16 protein-coding genes and 2 pseudogenes are annotated in these 19107 nt (G+C 73.3%); 9 read left to right on the top strand and 9 right to left on the bottom strand.

The window, feature by feature from the left end; genetic code table 11:
- Positions 1-89: 89 nt before the first annotated feature.
- The 4 genes from SCAB_RS02840 to SCAB_RS02825 are packed head-to-tail and all read right to left on the bottom strand — an operon-like array spanning position 90 to position 2445.
- The gene (locus SCAB_RS02840; RefSeq protein WP_012998542.1) at positions 90-878 is read right to left on the bottom strand and encodes an SGNH/GDSL hydrolase family protein; all 789 of its coding nucleotides are present in this window, start codon (positions 876-878) and stop codon (positions 90-92) included.
- A 9-nt stretch (positions 879-887) separates the two neighbouring features.
- Positions 888-1694 carry a rod shape-determining protein gene (locus SCAB_RS02835; protein ID WP_012998541.1) on the bottom strand — a complete coding sequence of 269 codons (807 nt, stop codon included), beginning with the start codon at positions 1692-1694 and terminating at the stop codon, positions 888-890.
- Positions 1691-2071 carry a TraR/DksA family transcriptional regulator gene (locus SCAB_RS02830; protein ID WP_012998540.1) on the bottom strand — a complete coding sequence of 127 codons (381 nt, stop codon included), beginning with the start codon at positions 2069-2071 and terminating at the stop codon, positions 1691-1693. Before SCAB_RS02830 ends, SCAB_RS02835 begins: the two co-directional genes overlap by 4 nt.
- Positions 2072-2118: 47 nt before the next feature.
- The gene (locus tag SCAB_RS02825) at positions 2119-2445 is read right to left on the bottom strand and encodes a TraR/DksA family transcriptional regulator (protein WP_037729727.1); all 327 of its coding nucleotides are present in this window, start codon (positions 2443-2445) and stop codon (positions 2119-2121) included.
- 293 nt (positions 2446-2738) lie between these two features.
- Here SCAB_RS02825 and SCAB_RS02820 point away from each other — a divergent pair, with 293 nt between their 5' ends.
- The 5 genes from SCAB_RS02820 (at position 2739) to SCAB_RS02800 (ending at position 8076) form a co-directional block, all read left to right on the top strand.
- Complete coding sequence (locus SCAB_RS02820) at positions 2739-3692, top strand: HAMP domain-containing sensor histidine kinase (protein ID WP_041670335.1); 954 nt, start codon at positions 2739-2741, stop codon at positions 3690-3692.
- Positions 3689-4354, top strand: a complete 666-nt coding sequence (locus tag SCAB_RS02815; protein WP_012998537.1) for a response regulator — start codon at positions 3689-3691, stop codon at positions 4352-4354. Before SCAB_RS02820 ends, SCAB_RS02815 begins: the two co-directional genes overlap by 4 nt.
- 96 nt (positions 4355-4450) lie before the next feature.
- The gene (locus SCAB_RS02810) at positions 4451-4876 is read left to right on the top strand and encodes a hypothetical protein (protein WP_012998536.1); all 426 of its coding nucleotides are present in this window, start codon (positions 4451-4453) and stop codon (positions 4874-4876) included.
- Between the two features lie 66 nt (positions 4877-4942).
- Complete coding sequence (secD, locus tag SCAB_RS02805) at positions 4943-7201, top strand: protein translocase subunit SecD (RefSeq protein WP_012998535.1); 2259 nt, start codon at positions 4943-4945, stop codon at positions 7199-7201.
- A gap of 92 nt (positions 7202-7293) precedes the next feature.
- Positions 7294-8076, top strand: coding sequence for a maleylpyruvate isomerase family mycothiol-dependent enzyme (locus tag SCAB_RS02800; protein WP_012998534.1), 783 nt, complete (start codon positions 7294-7296; stop codon positions 8074-8076).
- A gap of 110 nt (positions 8077-8186) precedes the next feature.
- Here the strand turns inward: SCAB_RS02800 and SCAB_RS02795 are convergent.
- A pseudogene (locus SCAB_RS02795) lies at positions 8187-9245 on the bottom strand (endo-1,4-beta-xylanase); the annotation flags it as partial.
- 52 nt (positions 9246-9297) lie between these two features.
- The gene (locus SCAB_RS02790) at positions 9298-10944 is read right to left on the bottom strand and encodes a glycoside hydrolase family 43 protein (protein WP_012998532.1); all 1647 of its coding nucleotides are present in this window, start codon (positions 10942-10944) and stop codon (positions 9298-9300) included.
- Between the two features lie 521 nt (positions 10945-11465).
- Between SCAB_RS02790 and SCAB_RS02785 the strand changes: the two genes are divergently transcribed.
- Both SCAB_RS02785 and SCAB_RS02780 read left to right on the top strand, forming a co-directional pair.
- On the top strand, positions 11466-12383 hold the full coding sequence (locus SCAB_RS02785) for an alpha/beta hydrolase family esterase (protein ID WP_231884889.1): 918 nt from the start codon (positions 11466-11468) through the stop codon (positions 12381-12383).
- Between the two features lie 201 nt (positions 12384-12584).
- The gene (locus SCAB_RS02780; RefSeq protein ID WP_078580288.1) at positions 12585-13037 is read left to right on the top strand and encodes a DUF5707 domain-containing protein; all 453 of its coding nucleotides are present in this window, start codon (positions 12585-12587) and stop codon (positions 13035-13037) included.
- 73 nt (positions 13038-13110) lie between these two features.
- Here the strand turns inward: SCAB_RS02780 and SCAB_RS02775 are convergent, their stop codons facing one another.
- Together SCAB_RS02775 and SCAB_RS49340 are read right to left on the bottom strand one after the other, a co-directional pair.
- Complete coding sequence (locus SCAB_RS02775; RefSeq protein WP_012998529.1) at positions 13111-14253, bottom strand: GH12 family glycosyl hydrolase domain-containing protein; 1143 nt, start codon at positions 14251-14253, stop codon at positions 13111-13113.
- A 325-nt stretch (positions 14254-14578) separates the two neighbouring features.
- Positions 14579-14749: pseudogene (locus tag SCAB_RS49340) on the bottom strand (TetR family transcriptional regulator C-terminal domain-containing protein); the annotation flags it as partial.
- A gap of 128 nt (positions 14750-14877) precedes the next feature.
- Here SCAB_RS49340 and SCAB_RS02770 point away from each other — a divergent pair.
- Positions 14878-15441 (top strand): MBL fold metallo-hydrolase, encoded by a 564-nt coding sequence (locus tag SCAB_RS02770; protein ID WP_012998528.1) that lies wholly within the window; start codon positions 14878-14880, stop codon positions 15439-15441.
- A 147-nt stretch (positions 15442-15588) separates the two neighbouring features.
- Positions 15589-18066 (top strand): SpoIIE family protein phosphatase, encoded by a 2478-nt coding sequence (locus SCAB_RS02765; RefSeq protein ID WP_012998527.1) that lies wholly within the window; start codon positions 15589-15591, stop codon positions 18064-18066.
- Between the two features lie 101 nt (positions 18067-18167).
- On the opposite strand, the gene SCAB_RS02760 is transcribed toward SCAB_RS02765, so the two are convergent.
- Entirely contained in the window at positions 18168-18938 is a 771-nt protein-coding gene (locus tag SCAB_RS02760) for an SDR family NAD(P)-dependent oxidoreductase (protein WP_012998526.1), read from the bottom strand.
- Positions 18939-19107 lie beyond the last annotated feature (169 nt).

The following is a 19107-nucleotide window of genomic DNA, read 5'->3' as shown; positions in this document are numbered from 1 at the left end:
CTCGGGCGCGCCAAGGGCGCCTGGACAGTACGGATCGGTCGGCAGCTCGCCGGAGCCCGGACGGTGGACCCTGGACCCGGCGGTGGACCTCAGGCCGCGTCCGGGAGCGTCACCGGCCCCGGCGACGGGCGCTTGGCCGAGCGGCCGTCGCCCGAGGAGCGGCCGCGCAGCCGCCGCCACAGCCACGGCCCGAGGAAGTCCACGGCCCAGCGCACCTCGACACCCACGGCCCGCAGCGCGGGAACCGGCGGGCGGGGAGGCAGCGGCTCGGCCCAGTCGCCGTGGCCCGGCAGACCCAGGGTGTGGGCCATGCCGGACGCGATCCGCGCGTGCCCCAGCGGGCTCGCGTGCAGCCGGTCGTCGGCCCACAGACGCGGATCGGTGGTGACCGGATGCGCGAAGACGTCCAGCACGAGGACGCCGTGGCGGTCCGCGGCGGCGCGCAGGCGGGTGTTGAGGTCCATGACGCGGGGGAGCACCCGGCGCGCGAGCGGCGAGACCTTCCCCAGGTCCGGGAAGTTCACGGTGGCGACCCGGGCGCCCGACGCGCCGAGGCGGGCGAACATCTCCTCGATGTCGGCGGCGACCGACGCGGCGTCGAACCCGGACCGCACCAGGTCGTTCATCCCGGCCATGACGGTCACGAGGTCGGGCTTCAGCTCCAGCGCCGCCCCCAGCTGCTCGGCCCGGACCTGCCCCGCCGTCCGGCCGCGGACGGCCAGGTTGGCGTAGGTGAGGTCCGGTTGCCGCTCCGCCAGTGTCTCGGCCAGCCGGTCGGCCCAGCCGCGGTGCCCGCCCGCAGGACCGGGGTCGCCGAGCCCCTCCGTCATGCTGTCGCCGATCGCCACGTAGCGCAGGTAGGGGTGCGGAGCGGTCATGGCGGAACCCTACCCGGGCACCCCGACGCCGGTGCAGGGGTGGTTGTGGGCGGACCGCAGGAGGGCGGCGGCCCCGCGGACGGCCGCGGTGTGCGGGCCGGGGACGGACCGGACGGGCGCGCCCAGCCGCTCGGCGAGCCGGGGGCCGGTGGCGGTGCCCAGGGCTCCGCCACCGGCCAGCAGGACGCCACGGCGCAGCGCGTCCCGGGTGCGGGACGTGCCGTCCTGGTCCAGCATGGCCGCCGTCATCGCGCCGACCGCCTCGGTGAGCGGCGCGGCCGGGGCGTGCCGGCCGATGTCGGCGGTGCCGAGGGTGGTGCGGCGGGCGTCGGTCACGGCGCCGTCGTCGAGCAGGACGACATCGGTGACCTGCGCCCCGATGTCGACCACGAGCAGCGGCCGGGTCAGGTCGGCGTCGGCGGCGACGGCCACGGCGCGTGCGGCGGGCACGGTCAGCACCGTGTGCGGCCGCAGGACCTCGGCCGCGGCCCGGGCCTCGGCGCGGAAGGCGACGCCCCCCAGGGCGGGCGTGGTGAGGATGAGCAGGGGGTGGGCCGAGCGGGGCAGCCGGTGGGCGAGCAGACGGTCGAGCATCGTCGCGGTCGCGGCGGTGTCGACGATGGCGCCCCGCCGCACCGGCCGGACGATCCCGTCGCCGAAGGCGACCGTGGGGACGTCGAAGAGCGGCTTGCCGTCGAAACCCCAGGCACGGGTGCGGTCGCTGCCCAGGTCGAGGGCGATGCCGTGGCACCGGCGGCACCGGGGCCAGGGCCGGTGCCGGGGCCCGGCGGACCGCGGACCGCGGAACGTGGTCACCGGCCCGCCTCCCTGAGATGCCGGCAGCGGGCGCAGTAGCGGGCCTGCGGCACGATCGTCAGAAGGTCGCGGTCGATGGGTCCGTGGCACAGATGGCAGTGGCCGTAGCGGCCCTGGTCCATGCGCTCCAGGGCCGCCTCGACATCGGCGAGGACCATGCGGGCCGACGCGGCGAGCTGGACGCGCACCTCGGTCTGGGAGGCGGCCCGCCGGTCGAGCAGTGCCTCGGTGCGGGGTACGGCCGTGGCCGTGAGCTGCTGGATCTGTTCGCGGCGGAACAGGCGCTGCTCGTCGAGACTGTCGCGCAGCGCGGCGAGGTCCGCGGCCGACAGGGCCGTGCCGCGTTCGCGTTCGCCGATGGTCTGCTGGTTCACCACTTCACCCCTCGGGCTGTCAGGGAGACGGAGTCACCGGGCGGCGGTCGTCAGACCGCGTCGCGCCGGCAGGGGACGCAGAACCGCGTGTAGGGCAGGATCTCCAGCCGCTCGACCGGGATGGGCTTCGAGCAGCCCAGGCAGGTGCCGTAGGTGTGCTCCTGGACGCGGACGAAGGCGGCGTCGATCTCCTTGAGGACGCGCTCGATCGTGTCCCGCTGTCCCGGCATCAGCTGTTCCCCCGCTTCCTGTCCGGCCTCGGCGAGGGCCCGCAGCTGTGTCAGGCGGGTGTCGCGTTCGTGGGCGAGGCGCTGTCGGGCCTCCTGCGCGGACAGCCGTCCGGGCCGGGACTCGGTCCGGGGCGTATCGAGTGACATGGCGGGTCCTGCCTTCCGCACGGTGGACGGGGGTACGACCTCACCGTGGCCGATGCGCCGCGCGAAACCCATCGGGCGCAATACCCATTCGCCGCCGCACGGGGGCTACCGTGGCGTGGGCCGGCCGGCGCCGGAAATGGGCATCGGGCCCCATCGACGCGACCGCCCGGGTACGGGCAGGCTTGCGGGGAGACCGGCTCGCGGCGGCGGGACACGGCACACGGGCCGGGTCGCGCGCCCGCCCCGAGGACGACACGGCCCGTGTCACCGGCAGGAAGGAAGGCGGCGTCGCGGTGTCCCTGTTCTGGCGGATCTTCGCCCTCAACGCCGTGGTGCTGGGGAGCGCGACCGCGCTGCTGCTGTGGGCCCCGGTGACCGTGTCCGTGCCCGTGGTGCTGACCGAGGCGATCATCCTGGTGGCCGGCCTGGTCGTCATGCTGATCGCCAACGCCGCCCTGCTGCGGATCGGGCTCTCCCCTCTGGAGCGGCTGACCAGGCTCATGACCACGGTCGACCTCCTGAGACCGGGCCAGCGGCTGCCGGAGCACGGCCGGGGCGAGACCGCCGAGCTGATCAGCACCTTCAACGCCATGCTGGACCGACTCGAACACGAGCGGGCGTCGAGCAGCGCCCGCGCGCTGCTCGCGCAGGAGGACGAACGCCGCCGTATCGCCCAGGAACTGCACGACGAGGTGGGCCAGAGCATGACCGCAGTCCTGCTGGGGCTGAAACGGGCGGCCGACGACGCGGACGAACCGCTGCGCGGCGAGCTGCACCAGGCACAGGAGATCACCCGGGAGAGCCTGGACGAGGTCCGCCGCCTGGTGCGCCGGCTGCGACCGGGTGTCCTGGAGGACCTCGGCCTGATCAGCGCCCTGACCTCGCTGACCACCGAGTTCGCCACCCACACCGGGCTGCACGTCGTCCGCCGTTTCGACCCCGGCCTGCCCGCACTGGACCAGGAGACCGAGCTGGTGCTCTACCGGGTCGCGCAGGAGGCCCTGACCAACGCGGCCCGGCACGCCGACGCCGGCCGGGTCGAGGTCGGCCTGAGCCCGGGCGACGGCGTGGTCGTCCTGGCCGTCGAAGACGACGGCCGGGGGACGGGGGTGGCCCGGGAAGGCGCCGGGATCCGCGGGATGCGCGAGCGGGCGCTGCTCATCGGGGCCACGCTGGACGTCACCTCCCGGCCGGCCACCGGCACCCACGTCCGCCTGACCGTACCCGTTCCCAGGAAGCAGCCATGACCCCGACCGACCCGACCGAGATCCGCATCCTCCTCGCCGACGACCACGCCCTCGTACGGCGCGGGGTGCGGCTCATCCTCGACGGCGAGCCGGACCTCCGGGTCGTCGCCGAGGCCGGGGACGGGGCGGAGGCCATCGCCCGGGCCCGTACGCACGAGGTCGATCTCGCGGTGCTGGACATCGCCATGCCCCGGATGACGGGTCTGCAGGCCGCCCGGGAACTGATCGCGCTGAAGCCGGACCTGCGTGTGCTGATGCTGACCATGCACGACAACGAGCAGTACTTCTTCCAGGCCCTGAAGGCCGGCGCCAGCGGATACGTGCTGAAATCGGTCGCCGACCGCGATCTCGTCGCCGCCTGTCGGGCCGCCATGCGCGACGAGCCCTTCCTCTACCCGGGGGCCGTCACCGCGCTCGTGCGCAACTACCTCGACCGGGTCCGCCACGGGGAGGAACCGCCCGACCAGGTTGTGACCCCCCGGGAGGAGGAGGTCCTCAAGCTCGTCGCCGAGGGGCACTCCTCCAAGGAGATCGCCGAGATGCTCTTCATCAGCATCAAGACCGTCCACCGGCACCGGGCGAACCTCCTGCACAAGCTCGGCCTGCGCGACCGCCTGGAACTCACGCGCTACGCCATCCGCGCCGGCCTCATCGAACCCTGACGCCGCCCGCCCGCGGCCGGAACTCTCGCGCGGGGCAAGCGCGTTGGCACTGACGAAGCACTTACATCAGACACCGGAACGGGGAGAGGACGGCGCATGGCACGCGGCTCGTCCCCCGCCCCTCGCCGGGGCGGACTCGCCCCGGCGGCGCTCGCCGTCCTCCTCGCCGTCCTCACCGCCCTGTTCCTGCCCCCCTCGCACGGCGGTGCCGAGCACCGTCCCTCCTCCCGCGTGGCCTCGGCGGCCGGGGGCCACGTCACGTCGGCCTTCGAGATCATCCGAGCCGACAGCGGGGCCCAGGCGGACGACGGGCACGGCGCGGCCCTGCTGCGCAGCCCCCGTGATGTCTCCGGGGACCGGCTGCCGTCCCCGCACACGGCCGCCCTCGCCGCACCGCGCGAGACGGCCGGCCCGCCCCGGCGCGGGCCCACGGCCGCCCCGGCCGCCCTGCCCTCGCCGATCCCGCCCCCTCCGACGGGCCGTCACCAGGGGCGCGCACCGCCTCCTCCGCCAGGCACCTGAGCTTCCCTTCTCCATTCCGTCGACCGTGGCCGTGTCCGGCCGCGGTGTGCCTGCCGGAGGCCCCTCTTGACCCGCGCCCCGCGCGTCCGAGGGCTGCTCGCCCTCGCCGCCGTCGCCCTGTCCGTCTTCATCGCCCTCACCACACCCGTCCAGCTCGGACTGGATCTGCGGGGCGGCACGCAGATCGTGCTGGAAACCCGCCCCACCGACACCACCCCCGCCGACAGCGAGGCCACCGACCGCACCCTGGAGGTGCTGCGCGGCCGCATCGACGCCCTGGGCGTCGCCGAACCCACCCTCACCCGCTCCGGCGACAACCGGATCGTCGTCGAGCTGCCCGGAGTGCAGGACCCGGCCGAGGCCGCCGAGGTCCTCGGCCGCACCGCCCGGCTCACCTTCCACCAGGTCCTCGGCACGACCACCGCCGACGCCACGGACAAGAACGCGGACAGGGCCGAGGAGAAGGAGCAGGCCAAGGAGGAGAAGCGGAAGCTGGGTGACACCGTCCTGGCCGACGAGTCCGGCACCCTCCTGCGCCTGGAAGCGGCCGCGCTGACCGGCCAGGACGTCAAGGAGGCGGCCGCCCGGCTCGACCAGCAGAACGGCACCGGATGGCATGTGACCCTCGACTTCGAGGGGGCCGGAGGCGACGGCTGGGCCCGCCTGACCGGCCGGGCCGCCTGCGCCCCCGCGGGAGACCCGGCCCGACGCGTCGCCATCGTCCTCGACGACAAGATCATCTCCTCGCCCCAGATCGATCCCTCGGTCCGCTGCGAGACCGGCATCAGCGGTGGCTCCACCCAGATCACCGGCTCCTTCGGCGCCGACGAGGCCAAGGAACTCGCCCTGCTCATCAACGGCGGCGCACTGCCCGTACCCGTGGAGAACGTCGAGCAGCGCACCGTCGGCCCCACCCTCGGCGCCGAGGCCATCGAGGCCAGCGCCTGGGCCGCCGCGGTCGGCACCACACTCACCGCGCTGTTCATCATCGCCGTCTACCGGCTCATGGGCGTCCTCGCCACCGTGGCACTGCTCTGCTACGGCCTGATCTCCTACGCCGCCCTCGCCGCCCTGGGAGCCACCCTCACCCTCCCCGGCCTCGCCGGTTTCGTCCTGGCCATCGGCATGGCGGTCGACGCCAACGTCCTGGTCTTCGAACGGGCCCGGGAGGAGTACGCCGCCCAGCGGCGGCCCAGTCCCCGGTCGGCCCTGACGGCGGGCTTCCGGGGCGCCTTCAGCGCGATCACCGACTCCAACGTCACCACCCTCATCGCCGCCGGCCTGCTGTTCTTCCTCGCCTCCGGACCCGTGCGGGGCTTCGGTGTCACCCTGGGCATCGGCGTCCTCGCCTCCATGTTCAGCGCCCTGGTGATCACCCGTGTGCTCGCCGACCACGCGGCCTTCCGGCCCTCGGTCCGCCGCCGTCCGCGCCTGACGGGCATCGCCAGGACCGGCGCCGTACGCGACCGCCTGACGCGCACACCGCCGCAGCTGATGCGCCGGCCCCGGCGGTGGCTGGCCGCCTCCGCCGTGGTCCTGGCCGTCGCGGTGGCCGGTATCGGCGTACGGGGCCTGGACTTCGGGATCGAGTTCACCGGCGGCCGTCTCGTGGAGTACACCACCACCCCGGTCGACCCCGACCGGGCGCGCGCCGCTCTCGCCGACGCCGGATTCCCCCGGGCCGTCGTCCAGACCTCCGGCGACAACGGACTCACCGTCCGTACCGAGCGGCTGAGCGAGGCGCAGGCGGCCGCCGTCACCGACACCGTCGGCACGCTCACCGACCGCGCCGACAAGGTCCGTGACGAGGCCATCGGCCCCAGCCTCGGCAAGGAGCTGCGCAACGGCGCCCTGATCGCCCTCGCCGTCGCCCTCGGTGCCCAGCTTCTCTACCTCGCGGCCCGTTTCCGCTGGCTGTTCGGCACCTCCGCCGTCGCCGCCCTCGCCCACGACGTGGTGATCCTCGTCGGCGTCTTCGCCTGGCTGGGCAAGCCCGTGGACGGCGTCTTCCTCGCCGCCCTGCTCACCGTCATCGGCTACTCGGTCAACGACTCCGTCGTCGTCTTCGACCGCGTCAGGGACCTCGGCCGCGTCGACCGCGCCGCACCCTTCGCCGCCGTCGCCAACCGGGCCCTGCTGCAGACGCTGCCCCGCACCGTCAACACCGGCATGGGCGCCGCCTTCATCCTCACCGCCCTGGCGGTGCTCGGCGGCGACTCCCTCACCGACTTCGCCCTCGCCCTGCTCATCGGCCTCGCCGTGGGCACGTACTCCTCGATGTTCACCGCGACCCCCCTCGCCGTCGAACTCCACAGGCGCCGCTGAGGCGTTCGGGCGCGCGGCCGGTGCCGCGCGCCCTGTGGGGGCCGCGTGAAATTGGCTGTCCGGGCGCCGGAGCACCCTGATAGACAGGCGGCGTGACGACGACTGAGGCCATCACCCCGGAGTTCCCCGCACTGCTGCGGCTGATCGAGGAGCGCTCCGCCGCGTTCCGCGCGGCGGTCGCCGCCGCGCCCGACCTTTCGGAACGGGTGCCGACCTGCCCCGAGTGGACGCTGCTGGACCTGGTACGGCACCTGGGCTCGGTGCACCGCTTCTGGGCCGCCACCGTCGCCGCGGGCCCGGCCGACTCCCCTCCGCCCGAGACCGAGCCGGACGCGCCCCGCGAACGCGCGGCCCTGCTCGCCTGGTCGGCCGAGTCCACCGGACAACTGCTGGACGCCCTGCGGGAGTCCGGCCCGGACCGCGGCTGCTGGACCTGGTGGGGCACGTCGCAGTCGCCGCCGACCAGCGGCGCGGTCGCCCGGCACCAGGTCCAGGAGGCCGCGGTGCACACCTACGACGCCCAGGTCACCACGGGCGCCGCTCAGCCACTGCCGGACGCGGCGGCACTCGACGGCGTCGACGAGTTCCTGGCCACCTGTTGCGCCGGGACCGCCCCCTGGCCCCACGAGCCCGCGACCGTGGACTATCACGCCGCCGAGGGCCACTCCTGGCGTCTCACGCTCGCCGCCGACGGCACCCGGACCACCCGCCTGACCACCGCGGGCGCGACGCCCGCCGACGCCTCCCTGCACGGCACGGCGGGCGAACTGGTCCTGGCCCTGTACGACCGCATCCCCGTGGACTCCCTGAAGTCCGACGGCGACCGCCGGCTCTTCGACCTGCTCCTGGCCTGGGACCCGGAGGAGGACGAGTAGCCGCACGCCCGCCGTGCGAACGTCCTGCCACGACGCCTGGAGGGACACAGGCCCCCGGGGGTGAGCCGAGGGCCTGCGTCCGGTTCAGGGGGTGGAGCCGGCCCGCCTCACGCGAGCGAACCGCCCATCGTGGTGAGCGCCGACCGGTACGCGGGCTTCTTGTTGCCGCCCCGGTCGAAGAGCAACGGGTTCTCGCCGCTGCGCCAGGAGTCGCTGTCGCGGATGCCCCACACGGTGATGCCGGTGCAGCGCGCCACGTTCAGACAGGCCCTGACCGTGTTGGCGTACCCGTTCGCCGGGGCCTGGGCGATGTCCAGCTCGGTGATCTGGACGTCCACCCCGAGAGCGGCGAAGCTCGACAGCGTCGTCTGGAAGCTGCCGGGAGGGCCGCCGGCACCGAAGTGGGACTGGAGTCCGACGCAGTCGATGGGCACACCCCGGGACTTGAAGTCGCGGACCATACGGTAGACACCCTGGGTCTTGGCGGCGTTCCAGTCCTCGATGTTGTAGTCGTTGTAGCAGAGCTTGGCCCCTGGGTCGGCCGCGCGGGCCGTGCGGAACGCCTCCTCGATGAAGCCGGTGCCGAGCACGTCCCGGAAGACCGAGCCGCGCATCTGGCCGCTGCCGCCGTCGGCGAAGGCCTCGTTGACCACGTCCCAGGAGTGGATGCGGCCCTTGTAGCGGCCCGCCACGGTATTGATGTGGTTGTTCATCACGCTGCGCAGCGTGTTCGCGTCCCTGATGCCCTTGACCCAGTCGGGCAGTTGGGAGTGCCACACCAGCGTGTGGCCGCGGACCTTCTGGCCCCGGGCCGTGGCGCGGTTCACGATCTGGTCGGCGGAGCCGAAGGTGAACTGGCCGCGGTTGCGCTCGGTCGCGTCCCACTTCATCTCGTTCTCGGCGGTGACCTGGTTGAACTCGCGGTCCAGGATGCCGGTGTACTGGCCGTCACCGAGCCGTCCGGCGGCGACGGCGGTGCCGAAGTACCGTCCGGACTGGGCGGCCTGGGCGCCCAGGGTGGACGCCTTGACCGCCTTCGGCGCGCCGGCCGCCGGGCCGGGACCGGCCTGCGGTGCGCCGTTCGCGATGCCGGGCGTGGCGAGGGCCAAGAGCGCCGCCAGGCCCAGGACCGACGCCCGGCGCCGGCCGAGCCGTTTCCGCTGGTTCATCATTCTCCTCGTACGGTCGGTGTGCGGGTGGGATGGAGCGGGTGCGGAGGGTTCAGGGGGTGGACACCTCGAAACGGGTGATGCGGACCGAGCCGCCCAGTGCCCGGGTGGCGTGGTTGAACAGGGCGAACCGGTAGCCCATGAAGAAGCGCCAGTCGTTGCCCATGGAGAAGGCGGGGCCGAGGCGGGTGAAGCGGGTGCCGTCGGTGCTGTAGGAGAAGGTGCCGGGCCGGGCCGATCCGGGGCGGATGTCGGCGTTCACCCGTAGCCAGAGGCGTCCGCCCGGCACGCTCGTGCTCGCCCGCTCGACTCCGGTGCCGGTGGTGTTCCAGCTGCCGTCCATGGTCAGCCCGTCGACCATGACCAGCCGGGTCGTGCCGCCGTCGCGTTTGAGCCCGATCCACGCGGAGGAGTCACGCAGCAGCGCGAGTCCGGCCCGGTCGCCGTCGCGCATGGCCGAGGCGTCGAGCTGGACGGTGGCGGTGGAGGTGGGGCCCTGGATGCGGTGGGTGAGGGTGTTGCGGGCCCAGTACAGGTCGCCTGTGACGGTCGCGGTGCCCAGCGTCAGACCGTTGTTCACCGACCACTTGGTGTTGTCCGGGTTGTGGTTCCACTCCCACCTCGGCTTGAGGGTCGTCCCGTCGAAGGTGTCGACGCCGATCATGGGGGTGACCGGGCGGGGTGGGGCGGGCACGGCCGGGGCGGGGTACGAGGCGCCCCAGGCGCCGTTGACGAGCTGCACGACGGGCCAGCCGTCCGAGGTCCAGGTGACCGGAGCCAGGGCGGGCACCCGGCCGCCGGGGTAGGCGTCCACGAACGCCAGGTAGTACCAGGCGCCGTTCTGTGTCTGCACCAGTCCGCCCTGGTGCGGGACACCGCCGCCGGGGATCGGCCCGCGCAGGTCGAGCAGGACCTGCCGCATGGTGTACGGACCGAAGGGGCCGCTCGACGACTTCAGGATGTACTGGCCGTTCGCGGGGCGGGTCAGGAAGATGTAGTACTGCCCGTTGATCCGGTAGAAGCGGGAGCCCTCCAGGGTGCCGACACTCGACGGTGTGGTGAACACCTGCTGGGTGCGGACCTGGGTGCGGCCGTCCGGCGAGAGCTGGGCGACGCTGATGGTGGAGTTGCCGTACGCCACGTACAGGGTGTCGTCGGTGTCCACGAGCAACCCGGCGTCGTAGTAGGGCGTGCCGATGGTGGTGAGCCGGTTCCACGGTCCCTCGACGGCGGTGGCGGTGTAGACGTACGTCCTGGCGAAGTCGATCTGGCCGAGCCAGTAGAAGGTCCCGTTGCTCGGGCGATGGGCCAGCGACGACGCCCAGATGCCCCGGACGTAGCCGCGGCCGCCGTTCAGGTCGTACTTGGCGCCGAAGTCGAGGGTCGGCACCGCGTGACCGGCGATCTCCCAGTTCACCAGGTCGTACGAGCGCAGGACGGGGGCTCCCGGCGAGTAGTGCATCGTGGAGGCCGAGGCGTAGTAGGTGGAGCCGACGCGGATGATGTCGATGTCCGCGAAGTCCTGCCAGACGACCGGATTCGTGAGGTCCGCGGCGGCCGCGGCCGACGGCCCCCGGTCCGGGCCGGCGGCCGCGAGGGCGCGCGACGCTCCGATCGGGGGAAGCAGGGTGCCCGTCACCAGACCGGTGGCTGCGGCCAGCGTGCGACGGCGATCCCAGAACTGATCAGGGCATGACATATCCATGTCGTTCTCCTCGCGCGGCCGGGCCGTCGTGGGGGCGGGGGTGGGGCCGGGTGCTGTGCCGAGATGCGTCGTGGAGCGTGCGGTGGCTCGTCGAAGGGGCCGCCCGTGGCCGGGCTGTCTCCGCCTCGTTCGTGATGTCGTACATCGATCGGCACATCGAGCACTTTGGATGATAGGAGGCCGGTGGGCCTCGTCAATACCTCTCGCATGATTCGAGTGTTCTGGCGAAATATTTCGTTCGATCCGTACATCGGGGCGGGCTTCTGCCGGGAGGCCGGAAAGGCTTGCCTGCCTGGTCCGGGCCCGAGTCGTCGGGTTCCATGTCTGCGGAGTGCCGGGGGAGCGCCGCGTATTGACATGTTCGACCGCCTCTCTATAGTCCCGGACTACCTGACGGCCGTAGGTGTTCGATCGCGGACGTGGCCGAATCTTGCGTTCCCCAAAACTGTCAGGTGCACGACATTTCAGGGGATCGGTTGCGGGACGCAGCCGGAGACCGCCGGAGAAGGAGTCACATGATCACGAGGACCAGAACACGCTTATGGCCCGCCGTCGTCGCCTCGCTCGTGCTGGCCCTGGTCGGTACCACGACCGCGGCCTCGGGCACGGCCGCGGCCTCCGTACGTGCCCCCGCCGCCTCGACCGCCGGCTGCGGCAAGGCCCCCGGGCTGGCGAGCGGAACGCACACCATCCAGAGCGGCGGCAAGAACCGGAGCTTCATCCTGCGGGTCCCGGACGGATACGACCGCAACCGTCCCTACCGGGTGGTGTTCGGGTTCCACTGGCTGGGCGGCACCTCCACCGACGTCTCCACGGGCCGCACCGTGGAAACGGGCACGTGGGCCTACTACGGGCTGCAGCGGCTGGCCAACAACAGCGCTGTCTTCGTCGCACCCCAGGGCCTGAACAACGGCTGGGCCAACTCCGGCGGCGAGGACATCACCTTCGTCGACAACATGATCCGGCGGATCGACGACGCCCTGTGCATCGACACCGCCCAGCGGTTCGCCCTGGGATTCAGCTACGGCGCCGCCATGTCGTACTCGCTCGCCTGCTCGCGGGCGACGGTCTTCCGCGCGGTCGCGGTCCAGAGCGGCGGCCAGCTCAGCGGATGCAGCGGCGGTACGCAGCCCATCGCCTACCTCGGTGTGCACGGTCTGCGGGACAACGTCCTCGGCATCTCCGGTGGCCGCGCCATGCGGGACCGGTTCGTCAGGAACAACGGGTGCACCCCCCAGAACCCGCCCGAGCCGGCCCAGGGCAGCCTGACGCACCGGGTCACCACGTACTCCGGGTGCGCGGCCGGCCGTCCGGTCGCCTGGGCGGCGTTCGACGAGGGGCACATCGCGGCTCCCCAGGACCGGGCTCCCGGTGACAGCGGATCCAGGACCTGGCTGCCGGCCGAGGTGTGGCGGTTCTTCAACCAGGTGTAGGAGCACGGGACACCGAGAGAGCGAGCTGTGCACCCCGGCGGTCGTGCCGCCGGGGTGCACAGCTGTGGTCGGCAACACGAGCCTACTCAGGCCGAGTTGAGTAGGTGCGCTCATGCCCGGCGGCCCCCGGTGCGAAGAAGATCGGTGCAGCGGCGCCGACCGGCGCCGGTCCTGTCCAGCTCGGATCCCATGGAGTACCTCATGTCCCGTCGTACCGTTCTGTCCGTGGCCGCCGGTGTGGTCGTCCTCGGTGCCGCAGGTGCCCTCACGCTGGCCCACGCCGGGGACCAGTCGGTGAAGCTCGCGCACAACACGGCCCGCTACGTCGCTCCTGAGGGCGGCCGCGACGGCTCGCTCACCTTCACCACCGACGTCACGGCGTCCTCCGGGGTCAAGAGCGTGAAGGTGCTGGCCTGGCCGCAGCACTCGTCCTTCGCCGAGGACGGGCCGACCGCCAAGGACATGGCCGCCGTGGAATCGGCCGCCTGCAAGCCCTCCGGAAAGGACACCGTGCACTGCACGTACCGCGTCGGGGTCACCGCCGCCGACGCGAAGTCCTCCCCGCGCGGTGCCTGGCACGTCGCCGTCCTGGCCACGGCGAAGGACGGCACCACGGCTCTGGACGCCGAGGCGGCGGGCTTCACCGTCCGGTGAACCGGCCGGCACGGGACCGGGAGAGCGCGGACGGTGACACGCGCCCGGCCGCACCTCCCGTCCCCCGCTCGCCTCAAGTCCGCGCGCAGGCCGTCCCGTTGAGGCTGAACCCGCCCGGCGCGGCGAAGGTACCGCTGTAGGTGCCCTGGAACCCGAACGACTGCCTGCCGCCGGGGGAGATGCTCGCGTTGTGGGCCAGAGCGCTCGCCGTGACCGATCCCGAGGACGGGGAGACGGAGGTGTTCCAGGCACTGGTGACGCTCTGGCCGGAGGGCAGGGTGAAGGCGAGGCGCCAGCCGTCGACGGGCGACGAACCGGTGTTGGTGACGGTGACGTCGGCGGTGAAGCCGCCCGGCCAGGCGTTCGTGGTGTACGCCACCTCGCAGGCGCTGCCGCCGCCCGGACCGCCGGGTCCACCGCCGCCGGTGTTCACGCTCGACGAGAAGGAGTTCACGCTCAGCCCGGTCCCGTTCTGCCAGGGCTCGAAACCGGCCTGAACACTCGTCAGGTACCAGTTGTTCTGGGCCAGTCCGCGTGCCACGGCCTGACGGACGAAGTCCATCACGTCGAAGCTCCAGCTGCCGATCGCCGACGGTGCCACGAAGGACAGCACGTCGTTGGTGCCGTTGCCGCCCGACCACACCTGCCAGGAGCGCCCGCCCACGGTGGCCGTGCCGACCTGCGAGCCGATGGGCTGGATCGGTCCCACCTTGTTCAACCAGATCATGATCTCGGTCCGGTTCACGCCGTCGGTACGGGGCGTCGGGTCGAGCCAGATGTCGTACGAGGCGTTGTAGACGGCATCGCCGACATAGCCGTACGAGATGCTGCTCGGTGCGCTGGAGATGGTCGAGAGCTGTGCCGGGAGGCTGGTCCCCGGGGAGCAGTTGGTGTAATGGCACCCGTTGAACAGGGACGGGTAGGACTTCGGCGCGCCGTTGGTGGGGACGGAACCGTCGGCCCGGCTGAGCCGGAAGCCGGTGTCGGTGGCGGTGACGCACTGGGGGGCGGCGGTGCCCCAGCGGTTGTTCTGGACGACGTAGCGCCCCTGGACGACGGTCGAGCCGAACTGTTCGCAGACGGTCGTGTCGGCCCGGGCCGGTGGCGTGGCGGCGAAGAGTGCCGCGACGGTGGCGGGCGCGGTGACGAGCGCGCCCAGCGCGCCCCGCAGGGAACGGCCACGGGGAGCGCGCGGAGGGTACGGCGACGGTCGCATGGGGGCCTCTTTCGGAGGTACGGCCGGAGGTGGGGGGTGGTGCCGGGCGCTCCCCCGCGTCCACGCTTTGGGAGCGCTCCCATTTTCCGCTCTGTCCTGGACTGTAGAAGCGGTGCCTCGCCCTGACAACCCTGTGGCGACGGTCCGGTCGCCGCGCGCCGCCGACGGTCCGCCGCGCGGAACGAGGTCGGAGAGTCGTCAACAGGCCAGTCGAGCGCGGCCCGTCGGTGTGCGGGCGTGGTGGAGTGCGGGACGAGCAGCGCGTCGACCTGAAAGCCCGCCAGGGCCGCGACCAAGGCGTCGGCACGCCGGCCGCCGGCACACCGTCCGCGATCTCACCCGCGGCCCTCGCCTGTGCCAGGTATCCGGTCATCCGTCGGCGCCAGGTGTCCGTGGTGCGCGCGTGGACGTCCGCCATGTGCGGGTCGTGCAGGGCCCGGCCCCAGAAGGCGACGACCACCCGCGCCTGCAGCAGCCGCGCCCCGTCGAGCGGCATGATCTCGTGGCTCGGCCCCCTCGCTTCCGGGTGCCGTATTCCGCATGGCAGGATCCCAGGACCGCACACCACGGCCCGCACACCACGGCCCGTACGGCCGGCCCGGCGGGCCCCATCGGAGGAGCGCCATGACCGCCACGTTCCACGTCCTGACCACCGGTTACGCGGACACGCGGGTGGCGGGGACCGTCACCCTGCTCCGCGACGGCGCGACCGTCGCGGTCGTCGATCCCGGGATGGTCGCCGACCGCCGGCTCATCCTGGACCCGCTCGTGGGCCACGGGCTGTCCCCCGAGGACGTCACCGACGTGGTCTTCAGCCACCACCACCCGGACCACACGCTGAACGCCGCCCTGTTCCCCGAGGCCCGCTTCCACGACCACATGGCGATCTACCGCGACGACATCTGGGAGGACCGGGACGCCGACGGGCACCGGCTCTCCGCGTCGATCACGCTGATGACCACCCCCGGCCACACCGCCGAGGACGTCAGCACCCTCGTGACGACGGCGGAGGGGCTGGTGGTCCTGACCCACCTGTGGTGGACCGCCGAGGGACCGGCCGACGACCCCTTCGCCCCCGACCGGGACCGGCTCCGGGCGGCCCGGGAGAAGGTCCTGGCCCTGGACCCGGTCCTCGTCGTCCCCGGCCACGGCGCCCCCTTCGCGCCGTCGGCCTCGACGCCCCTCTAGGAGAGGCCGGGACCCTCAGGATCCACGCACGTCCCGCGAGCCGGTTGAGCGGGTGGTGCCGGGGCGGGATGCTGGAGGCAGCGCCCGTGCAGGGCGACCCGTCGCCCGTGCCCGGGCGGCGCAGAGGACGAGGTCGGTAGAACGCCCATGTACAACGAACCCGACACCACCACAGCGGCACCCGAGGACTTCGCGGTCGTCGTCGACGCCCGCGGGGCCGTCATGGTGTGGAGCGCGGGAGCCGAGAGGCTCCTCGGGCACCGTCCCGAGGACGTGGTGGGCAGGCCCGCCTCCGGTCTGCTCGGCGGAACGCTGCCGTTCGCGACGCGGCGCCATCTGGCGGCGGCCGAGCAGTGGACGAGCGACCTGGTGCTGCGCAAGCGCGACGGCCACCGCGTCACCGCGCGGCTGCGGGGCACCCCGCTGACGGACGGTGACGCCGGCACGTACTGGGTCGTCACCTCGGTGGGCGTGAGCTATCCCGCCGGCCCGACGGAGGTGGAGTCGGCGGAGCTGTGGGGCCTCACGCTGGCGCAGCTCCCGCTGCCCGTGGCCATCTACGACAGCGAGGCGCGGTTCGTCACCTGCAACGAGGTCATGACCAAGGCCATGGGGCTGCGACCGGACGAGATGCGGGGACGTACCCTGTGGGAGATCTACCCCGCACCGCCCCTGGACGAGATCGACCGCCTGCAGCACCAGGTGGCCCGTACCGGCGAGATGGTCTTCCGCGAGGAGCAGCCGTTCCGCGCCTCCGGCGAGGTCCGCGACCACGCGTGGTCGGTGTTCCTCTCCCCGCTGAAGGACCGCGCCGGCACGGTGCTGGGTGTCTCCGCGCTGGTCATCGACATCACCGAGCAGTACTGGGCCCGGCGCCGCCTGGCCGTGATCAACGACGCCGGCGTGCGCATCGGCAGCACCCTCGACGTCACCCGTACGGCCGAGGAACTGGCCGAGGTCGCGGTGTCGGGGTTCGCCGACTTCGCCACCGTCGACCTGCTGGAATCCGTCGTCCAGGGACACGAGCCGCAACCGGTGCCGCCCGACACGCCGGTCGTCTGCCGGCGCACCGCGCAGCGGTCGGTGCTCACGGGATGCCCCGAATCCGTGGTGCCCACCGGCGACACCGACGTCTACCCGCCCGGCTCGGCCCCGGCCCTGACGCTGATCTCCGGCCGGGCGAGCCATCACAGTGCGGGCGACGCCTCGCTCCGCGCGTGGGTGACCGCCTCCCCGGGCCGCGCCAGGAGCATACGCCGGTTCAAGATCCACTCGGTGCTGATGGTCCCCCTGCGCGCGCGGGGCGTCACGCTCGGCGTCATGCACCTCATGCGGCACCGGACCGCGGACGCCTTCGGTCCGGACGACCTGATCCTCGCCGAGGAGATCGCCGCCAGGGCCGCGGTGAGCATCGACAACGCCCGCCGCTACACCCGTGAGCGCCGCACCGCGCTCACGCTCCAACGCAGTCTGCTGCCCGAACGGCTGCCCGAGGTGGCGGCCGTGGACCTGGCCTACCGCTACCTGCCCGCCGGGCCCGGCGACGAGATCGGCGGGGACTGGTTCGACGTCATCGCGCTGTCCGGGGGACGGGTCGCGCTGGCCGTGGGCGACGTGGTGGGACACGGGGTGCGTGCCTCGGCCACCATGGGCCGTCTGCGCTCCGCGGTACGGACCCTCGCCGACGCCGACTTCGCGCCCGACGAGCTGCTCACCCGTCTGGACGATCTGGTCATCCGTCTCGACCGGGAGGAGGGCCCCGACGCGCGGCGGCAGGCGGAGGAGGCTTCCGGGGAGGTCGGGGCCACCTGCCTCTACGCCGTCTACGACCCCGTCGCCGGACGGTGCGACCTGGCGCGGGCGGGACACCCGCCACCCCTGCTGACGGACCCCGACGGCACGGTGCGCGTGCTGGACCTGCCGGCCGGGCCGCCCCTCGGTCTCGGCGGACTGCCCTTCGAGGCGGCCCGGATCGACATGGCCGAGGGCAGCGTGCTCGCGCTCTACACCGACGGGCTGATCGCGGCCCCGGGCCGTGACCTCGACGTCGGGCTGGACCTGCTCGGCGAGGCCCTGCGCCACCCCTCCGCCGGCCTGGAGGAGACCTGCGAGGAGGTGATGCGCAAGGTACGGCCCGACCCGCCGGCCGACGACATCGTCCTGCTCCTGGCCCGCACGTCCCTGCTCGGCGCCGACCAGGTGCGCACCTGGCCGCTCCCCGCCGATCCCGCCGCCGTCGCCGGCGCCCGCCGCGGAGCGAGCGAACAGCTGGCCGCCTGGGGACTGGGCGAGCTGGAGTTCGCCACCGAGCTGATCGTCAGCGAGCTGGTCACCAACGCCATCCGCTACGGCACCCCGCCGATCCAGCTGCGCCTCGTCCGGGCCGACGCGCTCATCTGCGAGGTCTCCGACGGCAGCGCCACCGCCCCGCATCTGCGACGGGCCCGGACCTTCGACGAGGGCGGACGCGGACTGCTCCTCGTGGCGCAGGTCGCCGAGCGCTGGGGCAGCCGCCACACCTCCGCCGGCAAGACGATCTGGGCCGAACAGCCGCTGCCGGCCGACGCGCGGGAGGCCGCACCCGTCACCGCGCCGCCCGGCCCGCCCGGTCGCGTAGTCGGGTAGCCGCGCCCCGGCCCCGCGCCGGGCCTGTGCCCCGGCCCGCGGCGCGAGCGCGCGGCGGACGGCCCACCCCGGGCCTCTCCCGGCCTGTCCGGTCCTGCGGGTCAGCCGGAGGCCAGCCGCCGCAGCACCGCGGCGGAGACGGGCGCGGGGAGGGTGCGCAGGGTGCGGACCAGCGCGGCCGTCGGCCACGGGAAGTACGCCTGGGCCGGTTCGCGCTCCAGGGCGCGGACGACGTACCGGGCCGCGCGCTCCTGGCTGATCTGGAAGGGCTTCGGCAGTCCGTCGCCGCTGATGCGCTCGGTGGCGACGAACCCCGGGTGGATCGAGGTGAACCGGATGCCCCGGGGCGCCAGTTCGACGCGGGCCGCGTCGATCAGCGTGCGCGCGGCGGCCTTCGCCGCCGAGTACGGGCCCTGACGGGGTATGCCCATCAGCCCGGCGAGGGAGTTGGTGTGGGCGATCAGGCCGCCGTCCGCCTGGGAGCCCATCCGGTCGATCAGCGGGACGAGGTAGTTGACCACCGTGTCGTAGTTCAGCGCCATGATCCGGGCGACGTCCGCCACGCTCACCCGGTCCATCGCCATGTCCGGGCCCTGGCCCGCGTTGAGCAGCGCGACGTCGATCGTCCCGAACTCCGCGGCGCCGGCCGCCACCACCTCGGCCGCGGCCGACGGGTCGAGGGCGTCGGCGACGAGGTCGAGGCAGGCGCTGCCCGCCGCCCGCACCTCCTGGGCGACGCGGGCCAGTTCGGGGGCGCGTCGTGCCGTGAGGACGAGGCGGTTGCCGTCGACGGCGAGCTGTCGTGCCACCTCCGCGCCGATGCCCGACGAGGCGCCGACGATCAGAACCGTGCGGTCGGTGACGCGTGCCATGGTCCTCCCTCGCTCCGAGCCGGAACCTCGCCGGCCCTCGCTCCGAGCCGGAACCTCCCCGGCTCTCCGTGCCGGTCACCCTACGGCGGCCGCAACCCCTGCTCGTCCCCAGGACGTTCCGACGCCCGCCCAGGTTCCAGCATCCGACTGTGTCACCCAACACAATCGA

This window comes from Streptomyces scabiei 87.22 (genome assembly GCF_000091305.1).
Classification (GTDB): domain Bacteria; phylum Actinomycetota; class Actinomycetes; order Streptomycetales; family Streptomycetaceae; genus Streptomyces; species Streptomyces scabiei.
This window is presented reverse-complemented; position numbering and strand designations above follow the sequence as displayed.